The 16,760-nt window shown below is 74.0% G+C and carries 14 protein-coding genes and 1 pseudogene; 8 read left to right on the top strand and 7 right to left on the bottom strand.

Translation table 11 applies throughout. From position 1 onward, the window contains the following. Positions 1–37: 37 nt before the first annotated feature. Positions 38–1,138 carry a baeRF3 domain-containing protein gene (locus OIE49_RS03800; protein WP_326801059.1) on the bottom strand — a complete coding sequence of 367 codons (1,101 nt, stop codon included), beginning with the start codon at positions 1,136–1,138 and terminating at the stop codon, positions 38–40. A gap of 406 nt (positions 1,139–1,544) precedes the next feature. Here OIE49_RS03800 and asnB point away from each other — a divergent pair, with 406 nt between their 5' ends. After that, on the top strand, positions 1,545–3,389 hold the full coding sequence (gene asnB / locus OIE49_RS03795) for an asparagine synthase (glutamine-hydrolyzing) (RefSeq protein WP_326801058.1): 1,845 nt from the start codon (positions 1,545–1,547) through the stop codon (positions 3,387–3,389). Between the two features lie 30 nt (positions 3,390–3,419). Here asnB and OIE49_RS03790 read toward each other — a convergent pair whose 3' ends face one another. Continuing rightward, on the bottom strand, positions 3,420–5,027 hold the full coding sequence (locus tag OIE49_RS03790) for an alpha/beta hydrolase (protein WP_326801057.1): 1,608 nt from the start codon (positions 5,025–5,027) through the stop codon (positions 3,420–3,422). 271 nt (positions 5,028–5,298) lie between these two features. Here OIE49_RS03790 and OIE49_RS03785 point away from each other — a divergent pair, with 271 nt between their 5' ends. Beyond that, on the top strand, positions 5,299–5,964 hold the full coding sequence (locus OIE49_RS03785) for a chaplin family protein (RefSeq protein WP_326801056.1): 666 nt from the start codon (positions 5,299–5,301) through the stop codon (positions 5,962–5,964). 134 nt (positions 5,965–6,098) lie between these two features. Then, positions 6,099–6,875, top strand: a complete 777-nt coding sequence (locus tag OIE49_RS03780; protein ID WP_326801055.1) for a GNAT family N-acetyltransferase — start codon at positions 6,099–6,101, stop codon at positions 6,873–6,875. Positions 6,876–6,929: 54 nt separating this feature from the next. Here OIE49_RS03780 and OIE49_RS03775 read toward each other — a convergent pair whose 3' ends face one another. From OIE49_RS03775 to OIE49_RS03760, 4 genes are all read right to left on the bottom strand, one after another. After that, entirely contained in the window at positions 6,930–7,196 is a 267-nt protein-coding gene (locus tag OIE49_RS03775; protein ID WP_326801054.1) for a GlsB/YeaQ/YmgE family stress response membrane protein, read from the bottom strand. 103 nt (positions 7,197–7,299) lie between these two features. Beyond that, positions 7,300–7,872, bottom strand: a complete 573-nt coding sequence (locus OIE49_RS03770; protein ID WP_100571232.1) for a sigma-70 family RNA polymerase sigma factor — start codon at positions 7,870–7,872, stop codon at positions 7,300–7,302. A gap of 125 nt (positions 7,873–7,997) precedes the next feature. Continuing rightward, positions 7,998–9,371, bottom strand: coding sequence for a cryptochrome/photolyase family protein (locus OIE49_RS03765; protein ID WP_326801053.1), 1,374 nt, complete (start codon positions 9,369–9,371; stop codon positions 7,998–8,000). Positions 9,372–9,513: 142 nt separating this feature from the next. Continuing rightward, complete coding sequence (locus OIE49_RS03760; protein WP_326801052.1) at positions 9,514–11,046, bottom strand: SDR family oxidoreductase; 1,533 nt, start codon at positions 11,044–11,046, stop codon at positions 9,514–9,516. A 268-nt stretch (positions 11,047–11,314) separates the two neighbouring features. Between OIE49_RS03760 and OIE49_RS03755 the strand changes: the two genes are divergently transcribed. The 3 genes and pseudogenes from OIE49_RS03755 to OIE49_RS03745 form a co-directional block, all read left to right on the top strand. Continuing rightward, the gene (locus OIE49_RS03755; protein WP_326801051.1) at positions 11,315–11,671 is read left to right on the top strand and encodes a YciI family protein; all 357 of its coding nucleotides are present in this window, start codon (positions 11,315–11,317) and stop codon (positions 11,669–11,671) included. A gap of 328 nt (positions 11,672–11,999) precedes the next feature. Continuing rightward, positions 12,000–13,376: an RICIN domain-containing protein gene (locus tag OIE49_RS03750; protein ID WP_326801050.1), complete on the top strand. Its 1,377-nt coding sequence runs from the start codon at positions 12,000–12,002 to the stop codon at positions 13,374–13,376. A gap of 55 nt (positions 13,377–13,431) precedes the next feature. Continuing rightward, positions 13,432–14,331: pseudogene (locus tag OIE49_RS03745) on the top strand (oxidoreductase); the annotation flags it as partial. Between the two features lie 81 nt (positions 14,332–14,412). On the opposite strand, the gene OIE49_RS03740 reads toward OIE49_RS03745, so the two are convergent. Next, the gene (locus tag OIE49_RS03740; protein ID WP_326806132.1) at positions 14,413–15,120 is read right to left on the bottom strand and encodes a dienelactone hydrolase family protein; all 708 of its coding nucleotides are present in this window, start codon (positions 15,118–15,120) and stop codon (positions 14,413–14,415) included. A gap of 332 nt (positions 15,121–15,452) precedes the next feature. On the opposite strand from OIE49_RS03740, the gene OIE49_RS03735 reads away from it, so the two are divergent. Next, positions 15,453–15,827 (top strand): BlaI/MecI/CopY family transcriptional regulator, encoded by a 375-nt coding sequence (locus OIE49_RS03735; RefSeq protein ID WP_100571239.1) that lies wholly within the window; start codon positions 15,453–15,455, stop codon positions 15,825–15,827. Continuing rightward, positions 15,824–16,759, top strand: a complete 936-nt coding sequence (locus tag OIE49_RS03730; protein WP_100571240.1) for a M48 family metalloprotease — start codon at positions 15,824–15,826, stop codon at positions 16,757–16,759. The genes OIE49_RS03735 and OIE49_RS03730 overlap by 4 nt, the downstream gene beginning before the upstream one ends. Position 16,760 lies beyond the last annotated feature (1 nt).

The following is a 16,760-nucleotide window of genomic DNA, read 5'->3' as shown; positions in this document are numbered from 1 at the left end:
GCCGCCGGGCACCACCGCGGGCGCCCGGCGCCGGGCCTCAGTAGCGCAGCACTCCGGCGATCCCTTGCGCGTCGCCGAGGGTGCCGTCGGGGACGAAGCGCACGTCGGCGCCCGTCTCCAGGCACTGCTCGACGATCTCGTCCACGATGTCCTCGCGGGCGCCCGGTTCCTCGCTCCCGGCCGGAACCAGATGCCCACTGGCGGAGTCGCGCATCGTCACGCGGTAGTTCTCCTCGACGGCCAGCAGCCGGACGCGGCCCTCCCGCGCGGTCTGCCAGACCTCGTCGACACCGGCCGCGTACTCCTTGCGTCCGCGGGCCGCCTCCAGTTCGCGCGCCACCGCCTCCGTGTCGCCCCGCGTCCTCTCGTCCCGCACGGGCCCGATCGCCCGCCACACCGCTTCGGGGGTGGCGTGCGCCAGACCGCCGTGCTGGACGGACACCGCGCACTGGGCGACGCTGCCGACCTCCTCCAGCGCGGACAGCGCGGCCGGCTCGCCCGTGATGTACACCCGGCGTGGATGCTCGCGCAGGACCGCGCTCATCGCACTGTCCGCCTCCCGCAGGAACTGGCGGGTGCTCTGGTCGCGGAACGTGCTCGGCTCGTCGCCGATCTGCATCCGGCGTTCGGCGTCGAAGTTCTCGACGAGCTTCCTGGTCAGCGGGAAGCCGCCGGTGTGGTCCTCCGTGACCCGGTCGACGCCGCCGCTCCACAGCGTCACGCGGTCCGCGGAGACGGACAGGACCCAGAACGGGCGCTCGGCGGTCCGCGCGGAGACCAGGTTGCGGGTCAGGAAGGTGTCCGAGAGGACCACGCGCTCAGGAACGGCGCGGGCCAGCGACCACACCTGGTGCTCGCCCGGGGCGGCGAAGATCACCAGCCCGTCCTCGGCGTACGTCAGGTCCACCTCCGCGAGGGCCTGGTCGAGCTGCCGGAAGACGTCGTGGCGCTGCTCTCGGCCGACCTGCGGGTTGGCCTCAAGCTGCCGCTTGGCCTCGGCCACGACATTGCGCAGCCGGACCGGATCCTGTGCGTTGTCGGGCTCGCGGCGGTGCGTCGGCGTCAGCACCGAGACCGCGGGGTAGGGGCGCGGACGCCGCAGCTCGGCGAGGATCGAGGGACTCAGCTCGTGCTCCATGACAGCACGATAGGTCCGATTCGCGCATCAGGCATTCGGGGCAACTCGGCTGGCGCGCGGGCGCATTCGCTGCTACGGCCCCGGAGGCCCGGCACGCCCCGCGGCGCGCCCGCCCGAGACCGTCCGGCCCGCCGGCCGCACCGGCCCGGTGCGGCCGGCGTCGGAGGAGCCCGCGGACCCCGCGGACATGGAGAAGTCTTTGCCCTTGGCCGGTTCCCGCTGCCGCGCTCCAGGTGCGGGGCCCTTTCCGCGCTGTTCCGGGAGCAAAGCACGGCCGGAACCAGCGGGTCGTGACGGCATCCGGGTGAAGCCCGCGTTGACCGCCACCGCCCCGGTGGCACACGCTCGACATATAGGTGCTCCATGCAACTGGTTCTCCGGCAGGCCGGAGGGCGGGAGGTAGCGGATGTGCGGCATCACCGGCTGGGTCTCCTACGACCGTGATCTGAGGGCCGAGGACGCGACCCTGCGCGCCATGACCGAGACGATGGCCTGCCGAGGCCCCGACGACCGCGGCACCTGGGCCGAGGGGCCCGCGGCCCTGGGACACCGCAGGCTCGCGATCATCGACCTGCCCGGCGGCCGCCAGCCGATGACCGCCGGCACACCGGACGGCACGGTGGCCCTCGTCTACTCCGGCGAGGCCTACAACTTCACCGAGCTGCGCGCCGAACTGGACGCCCGCGGCCACCGCTTCGCCACCGACTCCGACACCGAGGTCGTCCTGCGCGGCTACCTGGAGTGGGGCGACGAGGTGGCCGAGCGTCTCAACGGCATGTACGCCTTCGCGATCTGGGACGGCCGCCGCGCCGAGCTCGTCATGATCCGCGACCGGATGGGCATCAAGCCCTTCTACTACCGGCCCACGCCCGACGGCGTCCTCTTCGGCTCCGAGCCCAAGGCGATCCTCGCCCACCCCATGGTCCGCCCCAGGGTCACCCTGGACGGGCTGCGCGAGCTGTTCACCTTCGTCAAGACCCCGGGCCACGCCGTCTGGGACGGCATGCACGAGGTCGAGCCCGGAACCGTCGTCACCGTCGGCCGCGACGGCCTGCGCACCCGCACGTACTGGCGGCTGCGGACCCTGCCCCACCCCGATGACCGCGACACCACCGTCGCCACGGTGCGTACCCTGCTGGACGACATCGTGCGCCGCCAGCTCGTCGCCGACGTGCCCCGCTGCACCCTGCTCTCCGGCGGCCTCGACTCCTCCGCCATGACCGCGCTGGCGGCCCGCCGGCTGGCCGAGCAGGGCGAGAAGGTGCGCAGCTTCGCCGTCGACTTCGCCGGGCAGACCGACCACTTCGTCGCCGACGACCTGCGCGCCACCCCCGACACACCGTTCGTGCACGACGTGGCGCGGGCCTCCGACACCGACCACCAGGACATCGTGCTCGACGCGGACACCCTGGCCGACCCGGAGATCCGCCGGAAGGTGGTCCGCGCCCGCGACCTGCCGATGGGCTTCGGCGACATGGACTCCTCCCTGTACCTGCTCTTCCGCAGCATCCGGGACCACTCCACCGTCGCCCTGTCCGGCGAGTCCGCCGACGAGGTCTTCGGCGGCTACCAGCACTTCTTCGACGAGGAGGCGCGCCGCGCCGACACCTTCCCCTGGCTGGTGCGATTCCTGCGCGACTTCGGCGACGACGCCGGTGTCCTGCGCCCCGACCTCGCCCGCACCCTCGACCTGCGCGCCTACGTCGCCGACGGCTACCGCACCGCCGTCGGCGCCGTCAGCCGCCTCGACGGCGAGAGCGACTTCGAGTTCCGGATGCGCCAGATCTGCCACCTCCATCTGACCCGCTTCGTCCGGGCCCTGCTCGACCGCAAGGACCGGATGAGCATGGCGGTCGGCCTGGAGGTCCGCGTCCCCTACTGCGACCACCGCCTGGTCGAGTACGTCTACAACGCGCCCTGGGCCCTGAAGTCCTTCGACGGCCGGGAGAAGAGCCTGCTGCGGGAGGCGACCGCGGACCTGCTGCCCAAGTCCGTGTACGACAGGGTCAAGAGCCCGTACCCGTCCACCCAGGACCCCAAGTACGCCCTCGCCCTCCAGGACCACGCCAAGGACCTGCTCGGCCGGCCGGGGCACCCGGTCTTCGACCTCGTGGACCCGGAAAGGCTGCGCCGCCTCGCGCACAGCGACACCGATCTGGGCGGCAACCAGGCGGCGCGGCGCGGTCTGGAGCGGACCCTCGACCTGGCCGTCTGGCTGGACATGTACCAGCCGCAGATCGTCACCGCCTGACCCCGGCCGGCCGCACGACCGGCCGACCGGTCAGCCGCTCGCGTCGGGTTCACGGTCCGCGCCGCAGGAGCTGCCGTCGGCCGGCGGGGTGCCGTACAGCAGGAAGTCGTTCACCTTCCTGTGCACGCACCGGGAGGACAGGTACCCGGTGTGCCCGTCGGCCCGGTTGTCGAGCACCACGGCGGACGAGCCGAGCCGCCGCGCCGTCTCCAGCGTCCAGCGGTACGGGGTCGCCGGGTCGCCGCGGGTGCCCACCAGCAGCATCCTCGCCGTGTCGACGTTCTTCACCTTCTCGCGGATGAAGTCGGTGCCCTTGGGGCGGCCGTAGCACATCAGCAGCTCGTTGAGCCGGGCACGGCCGAAGACCGGCGAGGCCCGCCGGTACTCCGCGCTCAGCCGGCCGAGGTCCGCGGTGAGCCGAGCGGCGCCGGGCCGGTCGGGATCGTCGGCGCAGTTGACCGCCAGGGTCGCGGCGGGCTGGTTGTCCGGCGGGATCTCGCCGGAGCCGACCAGCCCGCCGTCCGCCGGACGCGGCGCGCTCCGCCGTCCCGGCAGGGTGCCGCCACCGGCGGAGAAGGCCTCGACGCCGTGTGTGTCGCCGTCCTCCACCAGGGAGGCGATCGCCCGTTCCAGCGAGGGCCACAACCGCTTGCTGTAGAGCGCCTGCCCGATCGCCCGGGCGAGGTCCTGGCCGGTCAGCTTCCCGCCGGCCCCGTTCGGCACCGGATTCTCGTCGAGCGAGCGGACGAGCCGTACGACCTGGTCGCCGGCCGCGCGGCGGTCGTCACCCCACGGGCAGGCGATGTCCCGCACACACCAGTCGAGGAAGTGGTCGAGCGCCGTCTGCTGCGCCTCGGCGGCGACCAGCCCCTGCCGCGCCGGCGGCTCGGTCAGCGTGTCGACTCCGTCGAGGGCCATCCTGCCGACCTTGCCGGGGAACAGCGCCGCGTACACCGCGCCGAGCCGGGTGCCGTAGGAGAAGCCCAGGTAGTCGAGCCGGTCGTCGCCGAGCGCCTGACGCATCACGTCCAGGTCCCGGGCCGCGTCGACGGTGCCCATGTGCCCCTGGACCGGGCCCGAGCGCCGGGCGCACTCGGCGGCCGTTCGCTGCCAGGCCGTGAGTTTCTCGCGGGCGACCTTCGGGTCGCCGAGGTCCCCGTTCCCGCCGATCGCCCGTGTGGCCCGGTCGTCGGTGCCCAGGCCACAGCCGACCGGAGAGGACCGGCCGACGCCCCGCGGGTCGAAGGAGACCACGTCGTAGCCGTTGGTCAGGTCCAGGAACCGCTTGCCGTCGGTGGTCAGCCGGGACACGCCCGCGACGCCGGGACCACCGAAGTTGAGCAGCACCGAGCCCCGGGAGGGGCCGGTGGCCCGGTAGCGGGCCAGGGCGAGGGCGAGGGTGCCCGCGCCGGGGTGCGCGTAGTCGAGGGGAACGGTGACCCTGCCGCACTGCATGTCCTTCGGGGCGCCCGCCTCGCACGCCGACCAAGCCACCTTCTGGCGGTAGAACCGGCTCAGGCCGCTCGGCGCGCCGCCGTCGTCCTTCGCGGGCAGTCCCGCGCCGAGGAGGACGAGCGTGACGGCCCCGACACACGCGCCGCGCCGGACCGCGCGCCGCGTCGACAGCTTGGCCGGCATGGGCGCCTCCAGCAACGTTCCGCCGCGGACCGGGAACAGGCCTCGGCTCACCCTAGGCGGACCGTCCGGCCGCCGCCTCCCGGCGGGCACGGCCGCCGCACGGGGACCGCCCGCAGGGCCCACCGCCCCCGCCTCGGCGGCTTCGCGCGCCGTTCGATAACAGGCCCCCCGAAGGGGTGAAAGGGCGGCAGGCCATAACCCTGAACCTTTCACCAGCGTTTTACGGGGTGCGGGTGAGCGCCCGCGACCATGTCTGGAAGGCAGGAAACCTATGAAACGGGTCACGCGGAACAGTGTGATCGCCGTGGCCGCCGCCTCCGGCGCGATGGCGATGGCGATGCCGGTGTCCGCCTTCGCGGCGGACGGCGGCGCCGTGGCGGAGGGTGCCGCGGCCGGCTCGCCCGGTGTGCTCTCCGGAAACACCGTCCAGCTGCCGGTGGACGTTCCGATCAACGTGTGCGGGAACACCGTGGACGTGGTGGGGCTTCTCAACCCCGCGGTGGGCAACCGGTGCGCCAACGCGTCCGCCGGGAGGGATCGGACGCCGACGACCGACGGTGCGGTGGCACAGGCCACCTCGCACGACTCCCCCGGGGTGGTCTCCGGGAACACCATCCAGTTGCCGGTGCACGTTCCGGTGAATGTCAGCGGCAACAGCGTGAACGTGGTGGGCATCGGCAACCCGGCCTCCGGCAACACGTCCACGAACACGCCGGGCGACCACGTCACCCCGACGCCTCCGCCGCCCGTGCGGTCCTTGCCGCAGCCGGTGCCGCGGCACGTGACGCATCCCCGGCCCGTGGCCGTGCCCCGGACGCAGGTGTCGCTCGCCCACACCGGCGCGGACCAGACCGCGCCGGTGATGGCCGCGGGCGCGGCCCTGGTGCTCGGCGGAGCGGTCCTGTACCGGCGCTTCCGGCCCGCCGCGCTTCGCTGACGGATCCGCGCCCGCGGCGGAGGCCCACCGGACACGTGTCCGGTGGGCCTCCGCCGCGGTGCGGGCCCGACGGCCGCGGACCCCGCACCGAAAACCTGTTGCCGAGGACGTCCGCGCTTTGGTCCAGTTGGCGTATGGATCACGCTGCGGTACTCGCCCTGTACGACCGGGACCTGCGCGAAGGCGCCGGGCCCGACGGTTCCGGCTCACGCGTGGAGCGCGCCGGGAAGGTGGTGCGCCAGATCGGCTCGGCCCAGGACTGGAACGGCGTGCTGTGGTCGGACCTGGACGAGTCCTCCGCGGACGCCGCGATCGCCGAGCAGACAGCCCGCTACGGCGAGTCCGGCCTCGCCTTCGAGTGGAAGGTGTACGGGCACGACCAGCCCGCGGACCTCGGCCGGCGCCTCCTGGCCGCCGGCTTCGCGGCCGAGCCGCAGGAGACGCTGATGGTCGCCGAGATCGCCGAGTTGGACCTCGGTACCGAGCCGCCCGAGGGCGTGCGCCTGCGCACGGTCACCGACGAGGCGGGTGTCGATCTGCTGGTCGGCGTGCACGAGCAGGTGTTCGGTAGGGACGGCTCCCGTCTGCGCCACCGCCTGCTCGCCGGGCTCGCCGCCGAACCGGACACGCTGGTCGCCGTCGTCGCCCTCGCCGGTGACGTGCCGGTGAGCGCGGCCCGGATGGAGCTGCTGCCCGGGACGGGGTTCGCGGGCCTGTGGGGCGGCGGCACCCTCGAGGGCTGGCGGGGCCGTGGCGTCTACCGCGCCCTCGTCGCCCACCGCGCCCGTGCCGCCGCCGACCGTGGCTGCCGCTACCTCCAGGTCGACGCCTCCAGCCGCAGCCGCCCCATCCTCGAACGTCTCGGCTTCACCGCCCTGACCACCACGACGCCGTACGTGTACGAGCCCTAGGGCAGCCCTGAAGAGGCCCTCAGCCCGGCGGCGGCCCGAGTGGGGCCGCCGGGCTCAGCGGTGCCCTGCCTTCGCCCGGTCCAGCATCGACACACCCAGCGCGGCGAGGGCGATCTGGATGAGCCATTCGATCCAGTCGACCCCCCTGGTCTCCGCGACGCCCAGCGCCGAGGCGATCGCCGCGCCGACCAGCGCGGCCACGATGCCGATGAGGATCGTCCAGAGAACGCCTATGTGCTGGCGTCCGGGAACGACAAGCCGTCCCAGAACACCAATGATCAAGCCGATGACGATGGCACTGATGATGCCCGTGATCTCCATCTTCCGCCCCTCTGCGTCGTGACCCCCGCGCCCTTTCGCATTCCCGCTGGAACCGGAGCCACACCGGTCGGGTTCCGCCGCCCCCGCCCGGCACCGTCCCTTCTCAGGTCCCCCGTGGCATGGCGTACGGCTCCTCACCGCACGCCTGCTGCTGGAGGCGGCGCCGCAGCTCGTGCAGGCCCCGGCGGGAGTGGCTCTTGACGGTGCCGAGCGGCCAGCCGGTGCGCGCCGCGATCTGGGTCTGGGTGAGGTCCTCGAAGAAGGCCAGCCGCAGCACACGGCGCTGGGCCGCCGGGAGCCGGTCCAGCTCGTACCCGACCAGGACGCGGTCGAGGGCGGCCTCCGGCCGGCCGTCGGCCGGATCGGCGGAGCCCAGGGCCGACCCGGCGGCGGCGACCAGCTCCCCGCGACGGGTCCGGGCGGCCAGCGCGTCGGCGATCCTGCGCCGGGTGATGCCGACGATCCACCCGGCGAGCGGGCCGCGCTCGGGCCGGTAGCCGTGCCTGCCCCGCCAGACGCCCAGGAAGACCTGCTGGGTCACGTCCTCCGCCTCCTTGGCGTCTCCCAGGGACCGCCAGGCCAGCGTGTGCACCAGCGCCGACCAGCGGTGGTAGACGGCGGCGAGGCAGGCGTCGTCGCCCGCCACGAGGCCACGCGCGAGGTCTTCCGGTGTCATGACGACGGCTCCTGTGACGGCTCCCCGGGGCACGCCCCCGTACCGCCATCGTGTGATCGCCGGCCGCTCCCCTCAACTCGCATCGCTTCCGCATCGTTTCTCCCCAGGGCGGGGTGCGCGGCTCCTCAGCCGCGGTCGCGGGCGCGTTTGAAGCGGGCCAGCCCGTCGGACAGTTCCACCACCGGGTCCGGGTAGTCGAGGGCGGCCCGGGCCGCTCCCTGGAGCTTCCACGGCTCGTGCACGGCCGGCCCGTCCAGCCCGGAGAGCTCGGGCACCCAGCGGCGTACGAACGTGCCGTCGGGGTCGTACCGCTTGGCCTGGGTGACGGGGTTGAGCACCCGGTTGGGCCGGGTGTCCGTGCCGGTGCCCGCCATCCACTGCCAGTTGAGCTGGTTGTTGGCGAGGTCGCCGTCGACCAGGTACCGCAGGAAGTGCCGCGCGCCCACCCGCCAGTCGACGTACAGGGTCTTGGTGAGGAAGCTCGCGGTCAGCAGGCGGCCACGGTTGTGCATCCAGCCCTCGTGCAGCAACTGGCGCATGGCCGCGTCGATGATCGGATAGCCGGTGCGGCCCTGGCGCCACGCCTCGACGTCCTGGCGCGCGGACCGCTCGGACCGCCACCGGTCGTGCTTGGTCCGGTAGTCGGCGCTCGCCGCCGCGGGCCGCGCCGCGAGCACCTGGCGGTGGAAGTCGCGCCAGGCGAGCTGCCGTACGAAGGCCTCCGCGCCCGGACCGCCGACGCCGCGCGCCCGGTGCACGAGTTCGACCGGGGAGAGGGTGCCGAAGTGCAGATGGGGCGAGAGCCGGGACGTGGCGTCGCCGGCCAGGTCGTCGTGTCGCTCCTCGTAGGCGGCGACACCCGAGCGCAGCCAGGCCGCCAGCCGCCTGCGGCCCTCCGTCTCGCCGCCCGGCGCGAGGGCCGCCGACAGGTCCGCGGCGGGCGGCCGGGAGAGCAGCTCACCGGAGACGACGCCGTCCGGGACGCGGACCGTGCGGGGCACGCCCAGCGGAGCGCGCAGCCCCTGCCGCGACCACTGCCGGAAGTAGGGCGTGAAGACGGCGAAGTGGTCCGAGGAGGACGGCGTCAGCGTGCCGGGCGCGACGGCCGTGGTCACCGTGTCGTGCACGTGCAGCCTGCGCCCGTCCGCAGCCAGGGCGCGCCGCAGCCGCTCCTCGCGGTGGTGGGCGAAGCGGCTGACGTCGGCCGCCAGGTGGACCTCGTCGGCGTCGGCCTCGCGGGCCACCTCGCGCACCTGTTCGACGGGGTCGCCGCTGCGGACGACCAGCCGGCCGCCGCGCCGGCGCAGTGCCGCGTCGAGGTCGTGCAGGCAGTCGGCGAGGAACGCCAGCCGGTTCGGGGCGGCGAATCCGGCCCCGTCCACCGCCGGGTCGCGCACGAACAGCGGGACGACGTGCCGGGAGCCGTCGAGGGCGGCGCGCAGCGGCGGATGGTCGTGCACCCGCAGGTCGGCGGTGAACAGGACGACCGAGACGTTCATCGTGGGGTCTCCGTGGAGGGGACGGGGAAGGCTGGCCGGACCGCTCCGGACGGTCCGGGGCGCTCCGGTCGCCCCGGATCACTGCGGACGCGCTGGGCGCTCCGGATTGCTTCCCGCGCGGGGCGTCCGGCGGATGCGGGCGTCAGCGGACGGAGGTGCGTTCCCCCGAACGGGTGAGCCGGGCCTGCTCGACCGCCGCCCCGGTGATGTTGCGGGCCATCCCGCCGAACACGACCGCGTGGAAGGGCGAGACGCTCCACCAGTAGGCGTGCCCCAGCAGCCCGTGCGGATGGAACACCGCGCGCTGGCGGTACAGCGTGCGGCCCTCGGCGTCGGTGCCGACGCACATCTCCAGCCAGGCCAGGCCCGGCAGCCGCATCTCGGCCCGCAGCCGGAGCAGCCGTCCGGGTTCGATCTCCTCCACGCGCCAGAAGTCGAGCGAGTCGCCCGCCCGCAGCCGCTGCGCGTCACGGCGCCCCCGGCGCAGCCCGACCCCGCCCGCCAGCCGGTCGAGGCCGCCGCGCAGCGCCCAGGCGAGGGGGAACGAGTACCAGCCGTGGTCGCCGCCGATGCCCTCGACGACCCGCCACAGGGCCTCGGGCGGCGCGTCCACCGTGCGTTCCCGCAGGTCCGTGTAGAGGCTGCCGCCGGCCCAGTCGGGGTCGGTGGGCAGGGGATCACTGGGCGCGCCCGGCACCGAGGCGGACGACCACCGGGTCGTCACCTGCGCCTCGCGGACCCGTTGCAGTGCCAGCCGTACGGCCTCGTCGAAGCCGATCGGATGACCGGGAGGGTCGGGCACGTACCGCAGGATGTCGTGCTCCCGGCAGACGACCTCGTGGCGCAGCGACTCGGCGAGCGGGCGCGCGATGGCCGCGGGCACGGGGGTGACCAGGCCGATCCAGTGGCTGGACAGACGGGGGGTGAGGACCGGGACGGGGACGATCACCCGTCGGGGCAGGCCCGCCACCGCCGCGTACCGCAGCATCATCTCCCGGTACGTCAGGACGTCCGGCCCGCCGATGTCGAAGGCCCGGTTCACGTCGTCGGGCATCCGCGCGCAGGCCACCAGGACGCGCAGGACGTCGCGCACGGCGATCGGCTGGATGCGGGTGCCCACCCAGCTGGGAGTGACCATCACGGGCAGGCGCTCGGTGAGGTAGCGCAGCATCTCGAAGGAGGCGGATCCCGAGCCGATGATGACGGCGGCGCGCAGGACGGTGGTCGGCACCCCCGAGGCCAGCAGGATGCGGCCGACCTCCGCGCGCGAGCGCAGATGCGGGGACAGCTCCCGCTCCGGCACACCGGCCGGGGTCAGGCCGCCGAGGTAGACGATCCGCCGCACGCCCGCGGCCCGGGCCCGTTCCCCGAAGACGCGCGCGGCCCGGCGGTCGGTCTCCTCGAAGTCCTTGCCGGTGCCCAGGGCGTGCACCAGGTAGTAGGCGACGTCGACGTCCCGCAGGGCTGCGGCGACCGACTCCGGGTCGGTGACGTCGCCGCGCACCACCTCCGTACGCGCCGCCCAGGGATGGTCGCGCAGCTTGCCCGGGGAGCGGGCCAGGCAGCGGACCCGGTTGCCGGCGTCGAGCAGCTCCGGGACCAGCCGGCCGCCGATGTACCCCGTGGCGCCCGTCACCAGGCAGCGCGGGCCGTCGCCCGTGTCCTCACCGTTCATCGGTCTTGGTCCCTCGTGCGTAGGTGCCGTGTGCGTCCCCGGATCACTTCCACCAAAGCGGCCCTCGCGGATGCGTGGACGGCGCTTTCCGTGGGCCGATCGCGTGGCCGTGGCCGCCGCGCCGCGAATGGGCCGATCGTGTGGCCCCCGCTGCCGTGCCGCGGCGGCCGGGGAAGGGATTTCGCCGAGGCCGTCGGGCGAGGTGCCGGTGCGGGGCCCACCGTTCGAGCGAGAGGTGGGACGACGGCACGACGTCAAGGAGAACGTCATGAAGTACTACCTGCTCAGCGTGATCCAGCCGGCCGAGGGCCGGCCGCCCGCGGCCGAGGCGCTGGCCCGGATCATGCGCGAGGTCGAGGGCTTCCACCAGGAGCTGCGCGAGGCGGGTGCCTGGGTCTTCGCCGGCGGGCTGCACGGCCCGGAGACCGCCGTCGTGCTGCGCCCCGGGGACGGTGAGGTACGCGTCACCGACGGTCCCTACACCCAGGGTGCCGAGTACCTGGGCGGTGTGTGCCTCATCATGGCGCCCGATCTGGACGCGGCCGTGGAGTGGGGCCGGAAGGCGAGCCGGGCCACCACCCTCCCCATCGAGGTGCGGCCGTTCCTGCACCCGGCCGGGGACTGACACCGGGCGCGGCGGATCCGACTGGTCTACACCCTTGACTGGTACAGACCAGTGCGGTCGAGTGCCCGCAACCCCCCACCGCGGCCGCCCCCCACACGTGCCCGGTACCACCGGCGCGTGCGCGCGAGAACCGGCTCGGTCCGGCCTCGCGGGGGTACGGCCGCGCTCCGCGGATCCTCGGACTCCCGCCGGGCGCCGACCGGTTCCGCTGACGTCCGGCCGTCGCCCGTGATGTCATGCCCCTGACCATCCTGGCCGACGGTGTCATCGGCCGCCGGGGCGCGGCCCCGGGGCGACGGCCACCGTCCGGACGAAGGGCAACACCGCCATGCGCACCCCCCACGCGCTGCTCGCCACGACCGCGGCGCTCGCCGCCGTCGTGGCATCCCCCGCATCCGCTCCCGCGAACGCCACGGCACAGGCTCCCGCCGCCGGGGCGTACTACGTCCAGAGCGTCACGACCGGCCTGGCCGCGGCGGCCGCCGGTGCCGGCGCCGTGGAACAGCACAACCCCAGGGGCGACGAGGACCACCAGCAGTGGAACCTGAGGGCGAACGGACCGTCGTACGTCCTGGAGAGCGCCGACCTGGCCGGCACCTGTCTCGGCCGCTCGGGCGACCGGGCACGCACCGTCGCCTGCGCCGACGCGGAGGCGGCCTGGGAGATCGCCCCGGCCGGGGACGACCAGTACACGCTCAAGTCGCCCGGCGCCGACCGCTACCTGACCGTCGCCGCCAAGCCGTCCGGCGCCAACTACCCCGCCCCGCTGGCCGTCGGACCCGCGGGCGACCTGGCCCGCTGGTACCTCACCCCGGTGGCACCGGCCACCCGGCCCATGCCGCCGGCGGACCAACGCACCCTCGACCAGGTCACGTTCCTCACCGCCCACAACGCCTACGCCAACGGGGTCGACGGCGGTTTCGCCCCGCCGTTCGCCAACCTCTTCCCCAACCAGAGCCGTGGCATCGACCAGCAACTCGCCGACGGCGTGCGCGGGTTCATGCTGGACATCCACCAGACCCCGGACGGCGCGATCCTCTGCCACAACAGCTGCACGCTGGTCAGCAGGCCGGTCGCCCTGTGGGTGGACCTTCAGCGCATGGTGGACTTCCTGGCGTCGCACCCCGACCAGTTCGTCACCGTGTTCCTGGAGGACTACGTCGATCCGGGCGTCCTGCGCGCCGAACTCGCCCGTGTGCGCGGCCTTTCCGACGTGCTCTACCGGCCCGACCTGACCGGCGTCCGGAACAACGGCTGGCCCAGGATGGCCGACCTGATCGCGGACAACCACCGGCTGCTGGTCCTCACCGACCACAGCCGCTCGGCCGACGAGGCGGCGGGCCTGACCCGGGACGGCTTCGGCGTGATGTACCAGCGCGAGTGGACCGTCGAGAACTACTGGTCGATGGGCGCGGGCCTCGGCGCGTCGGACTGGTCCTGTTACAGCCGCTGGTACGGCGCCGACCTCAACATCCCGCTGACGCACACCGAACCGGGCTTCCGGCCGCTGTTCGTGATGAACCACTTCCGGGACAGCACGATCAGTGCCACCGCACAGACCGACAACGGCAAACTGGCCGACCGCGCCCGGCGGTTCTGCGAGCCCGCGGCACGCAGGAAGCCCAACTTCCTGGCCGTGGACCGCTACGACCTCGGCGACCCCGCGGCCGCCGTGAACGCGCTGAACACCCACACATATCCGTGACATTCGGCTGTTCGGCGCACGCGATCGCGACACGCGGGTGTGCGAGACTCCGCCGATGACCTCCGAAACGATCACCGCGGACGCCGCGGGCACCTGGGAACTCGGCGACCTGCCCGTCCACCGCATCGGCCTCGGCGCGATGCGGCTGACGGGCAGCGCCGCCTTTCACCTCGGTACCCCGAGCGACCGGAACCGCTCGATCGCCGTCCTGCGCCGGGCGGTCGAGCTCGGCGTGAACCACATCGACACGGCTGCGTTCTACTTCTCCGCCCGGCGCTCCGCCAACGAACTGATCAACAGCGCCCTGTCGCCGTACCCGGACGATCTGGTCGTCGTCACGAAGGTCGGGCCGTTCCGGAACTGCTCGGGGGAGTGGGGCCCCTCCGCGCGCCCCGACGACCTGCGCGGCCACGTCGAGGAGAACCTGCGTCAGCTCGGCCGCGACCACCTGGACGTGGTGAACCTGCGCCGGATGGGCCAGGACTCCATCGCCGAGCACTTCGGCGCGCTCGCCGAACTGCGCGAGGAGGGACTGATCCGCCACCTCGGCCTCTCCGACGTGGAGCCGCGCCACCTCGAGGAGGCCCGCGCCATCGCGCCGGTGGTGTGCGTGCAGAACCGCTTCGGGCTCGATTTCCACGACCCCGGCAGCGACGAAGTGCTGCGGGTCTGCGGCGAGGAGGGCATCGCCTTCGTCCCGTTCTTCGCCATCGCCGGCGAGGGCGGCTCCAAGGGGGCGGCGGACGGCGCCCACGACGAGGAGGTCGCGGCCGTCGCCCGGGCCCACGACGCGACACCCGCGCAGGTACGGATCGCCTGGACCCTCCAGCAGGGCCCGCACGTCCTGGCCATCCCCGGCACCGGCAACCCCGACCACCTCGTGGAGAACGTGGCCGCGGGCGCCCTGCGCCTCACCGACGAGGAGATGGCCGGGCTCGACGCGCTGCACACCGGGACCGGCGACGGGACGGGCGAGGGGACCCGTATCGCACGCGGGGACTGTCCGACCGGCCCCGGCGGCGGTATCCGGTCCCGGTCAGTCCAGCTGCCCGTGCAGGAACGCGACGGTGCTCTGCCACGCGCGGGACGCCGAGTCGGGGTCGTGGCTGGGGCGGCGGTCGTTGAAGAAGGCGTGGCCGGCCGGGTACAGGCGGAAGTCCGCGGTGACGCCCGACTGCCGCCGGATCCTCTCGCGCAGCTCCTCGACCTGCTCCAGCGGCACGCTCCGGTCCTGCTCCCCGTAGTGGCCGAGGAGCTGGGCGCGCAGCCCGGAGAAGTCGGGCAGTTCGCCGCGGATGACGCCGTAGAACGGCACGGCGGCGCTCACCCGCGGATCGATGGCCGCGAGGTACAGCACGAACCCGCCGCCCATGCAGAAGCCGACCGCGCCGATCGTGCCGGAGGTGACCTCGGGCAGGGACAGCAGGTGGCCGACGGCGCCGGAGAGCAGTTCGACACCGCGCAGGACCGGCAGGGCCTTCACCATGCGCTGGGCCTCGTCGGAGTCGTGCGCCACGCTGCCGCCGTACAGGTCGGGCGCCAGGGCGACGAAGCCCTCGGCAGCGAGCCGGTCGGCGACGTCGGCGATGTGGTCCGTCAGCCCCCACCACTCCTGGATGACGAGGACGCCCGGACCGCTTCCCGACGGGGGCAGCGCGAGGTAGCCGTGCGCGGTGCCTCCCGCGCTCGGGAAGGTGACGTTCTGCCGGGCGGGCGTCTCGGCGGGCCTGGGCCGCTCGGACATGGTGCTCAACTCCTTGCCGGATTGCGGATCGGCGCCCCGCCGGGGAGTGGCGGAGAGGCCTTTGCGGATTCTTGCCGCGTTCGCCGTGCCGCCGCCGCCCGCCGTTCACGGTCCGGTTCGCCCCCCTTCGTACGCTACTGCCGGCGGTCCGGTCGTGCAGCGGGCCGCCGGAGCACACCGGGGCGCGGGTGTGCGGAATCCCGCGGTCATTCCCGGCGGCTCCTTCCATAATGGGCGGGCGGGCGCGCCCGCGGGCGGACCACGGTGCCGGACTGACTACAATCATGTAGACGATCTACGACTGTGGGCGACAACGGGGTGAGGACGTACCCATGACCGACGACGACAGGGACGAGCGCAGGCCGGCCGGTGAGCTCGAAGCCAGCGTCATGGCCGTCCTGTGGGCCGCCGGCGCGCCCCGCACTCCCGGTGAGGTCCAGCTCGGCCTCGGCAGCGGCCTGGCCCGCACCACGGTCACCACCATCCTGACCCGGCTGCACGACAAGGGCGTCGTCCAGCGCCGCCGCCAGGGCCGCGGATACGCCTACTATCCCGTCCAGGACGCGCACGGGCTGACCGCCCGCCGCATGCACTCCGAGCTCGACCGCGACACCGACCGCGAGACGGTACTGGCCCGCTTCGTCGCCCAGCTCAGCCCGGACGACGAGCGCGTCCTGCGCGATCTGCTCGAATCCGGTGAGCGATGACCGCGGCCCTGCTTCTGCTCCTGTCCCTGCTGCTGCCGTTCGCCGCGCCGGCCCTTGCCCGGCGCGCGCTCGACCGCCTCGCCCCCGTCACCGCGCTGTGGATGATCACCGGCTTCGCGGTCGTGCTCGCCGGCTGCTCGCTCGCCGCGCTCGGCGCCTTCGTCCTCACCGGCCTGCTCAAGCTGCCCCTCGTCGCGGCGCTGGGCAAGCTCGTGCACCCCGTGTCCATGCCCTCCGACCTGGTGGTCGTCCCGGCGGCGGCGATCTCCGTCGGAGCGCTCGCCGTGTGTGCGGGCACGCTGGGGCGCGCCGCGCTGCGGGAGTTCCGCGCCTTCCGCAGCGCGCACACGGAGGCCGGCCGCAGGCCCGCCGCAGGCGACCTGTGCGTGGTGGACTCCCCGCACCCGGACGCCTACGCGCTGCCCGGCCGCCCGCACCGCATCGTCGTCACCACCGCGATGCTCCGCAGCCTCGACGCGGCCGAGCGCGAGGCGCTGTTCGCCCACGAGCGGGCCCACAACCGGGGCGGCCACCACTACTTCCTGGCCGCCGCCGAGCTGGCCGCCCACTGCCATCCCGCGCTGCGGCGGGTCCGCGGGGCGATCCGCCTCGCGGCCGAGCGCGCCGCCGACGAGGCCGCGGCCGCGGCCGTCGGCGACCGCCGTCTGACCGCCCGCGCCATTGCGCGCGCCGCCCTGGCCGGCCAGGAGGCCCGCTCCGTACGCCCGGAGTTCGCCCCCGCCGCCACCTCGGGACCGGTCCCGCACCGCGTCAAGGCGCTCCTCGCCGCCCCGCACGTCCCGCGCCGCGCCGCGACCCGGATCGCCGCGCTGCTGACGGCCTGCGCCGCGCTCTCCTTCGCCGCCTCGGCGACCGGCATGATCGACGTCCATCACCGGGTCGAGGTCGCCCAGGGCGACACCTCCCGCTGAT

The sequence above is a fragment of the Streptomyces sp. NBC_01788 genome, from assembly GCF_035917575.1.
Taxonomy (GTDB): Bacteria; Actinomycetota; Actinomycetes; order Streptomycetales; family Streptomycetaceae; genus Streptomyces.
Note: the sequence above shows the minus strand (reverse complement) of the source record. Positions and strands in the feature narration are given on the sequence as shown.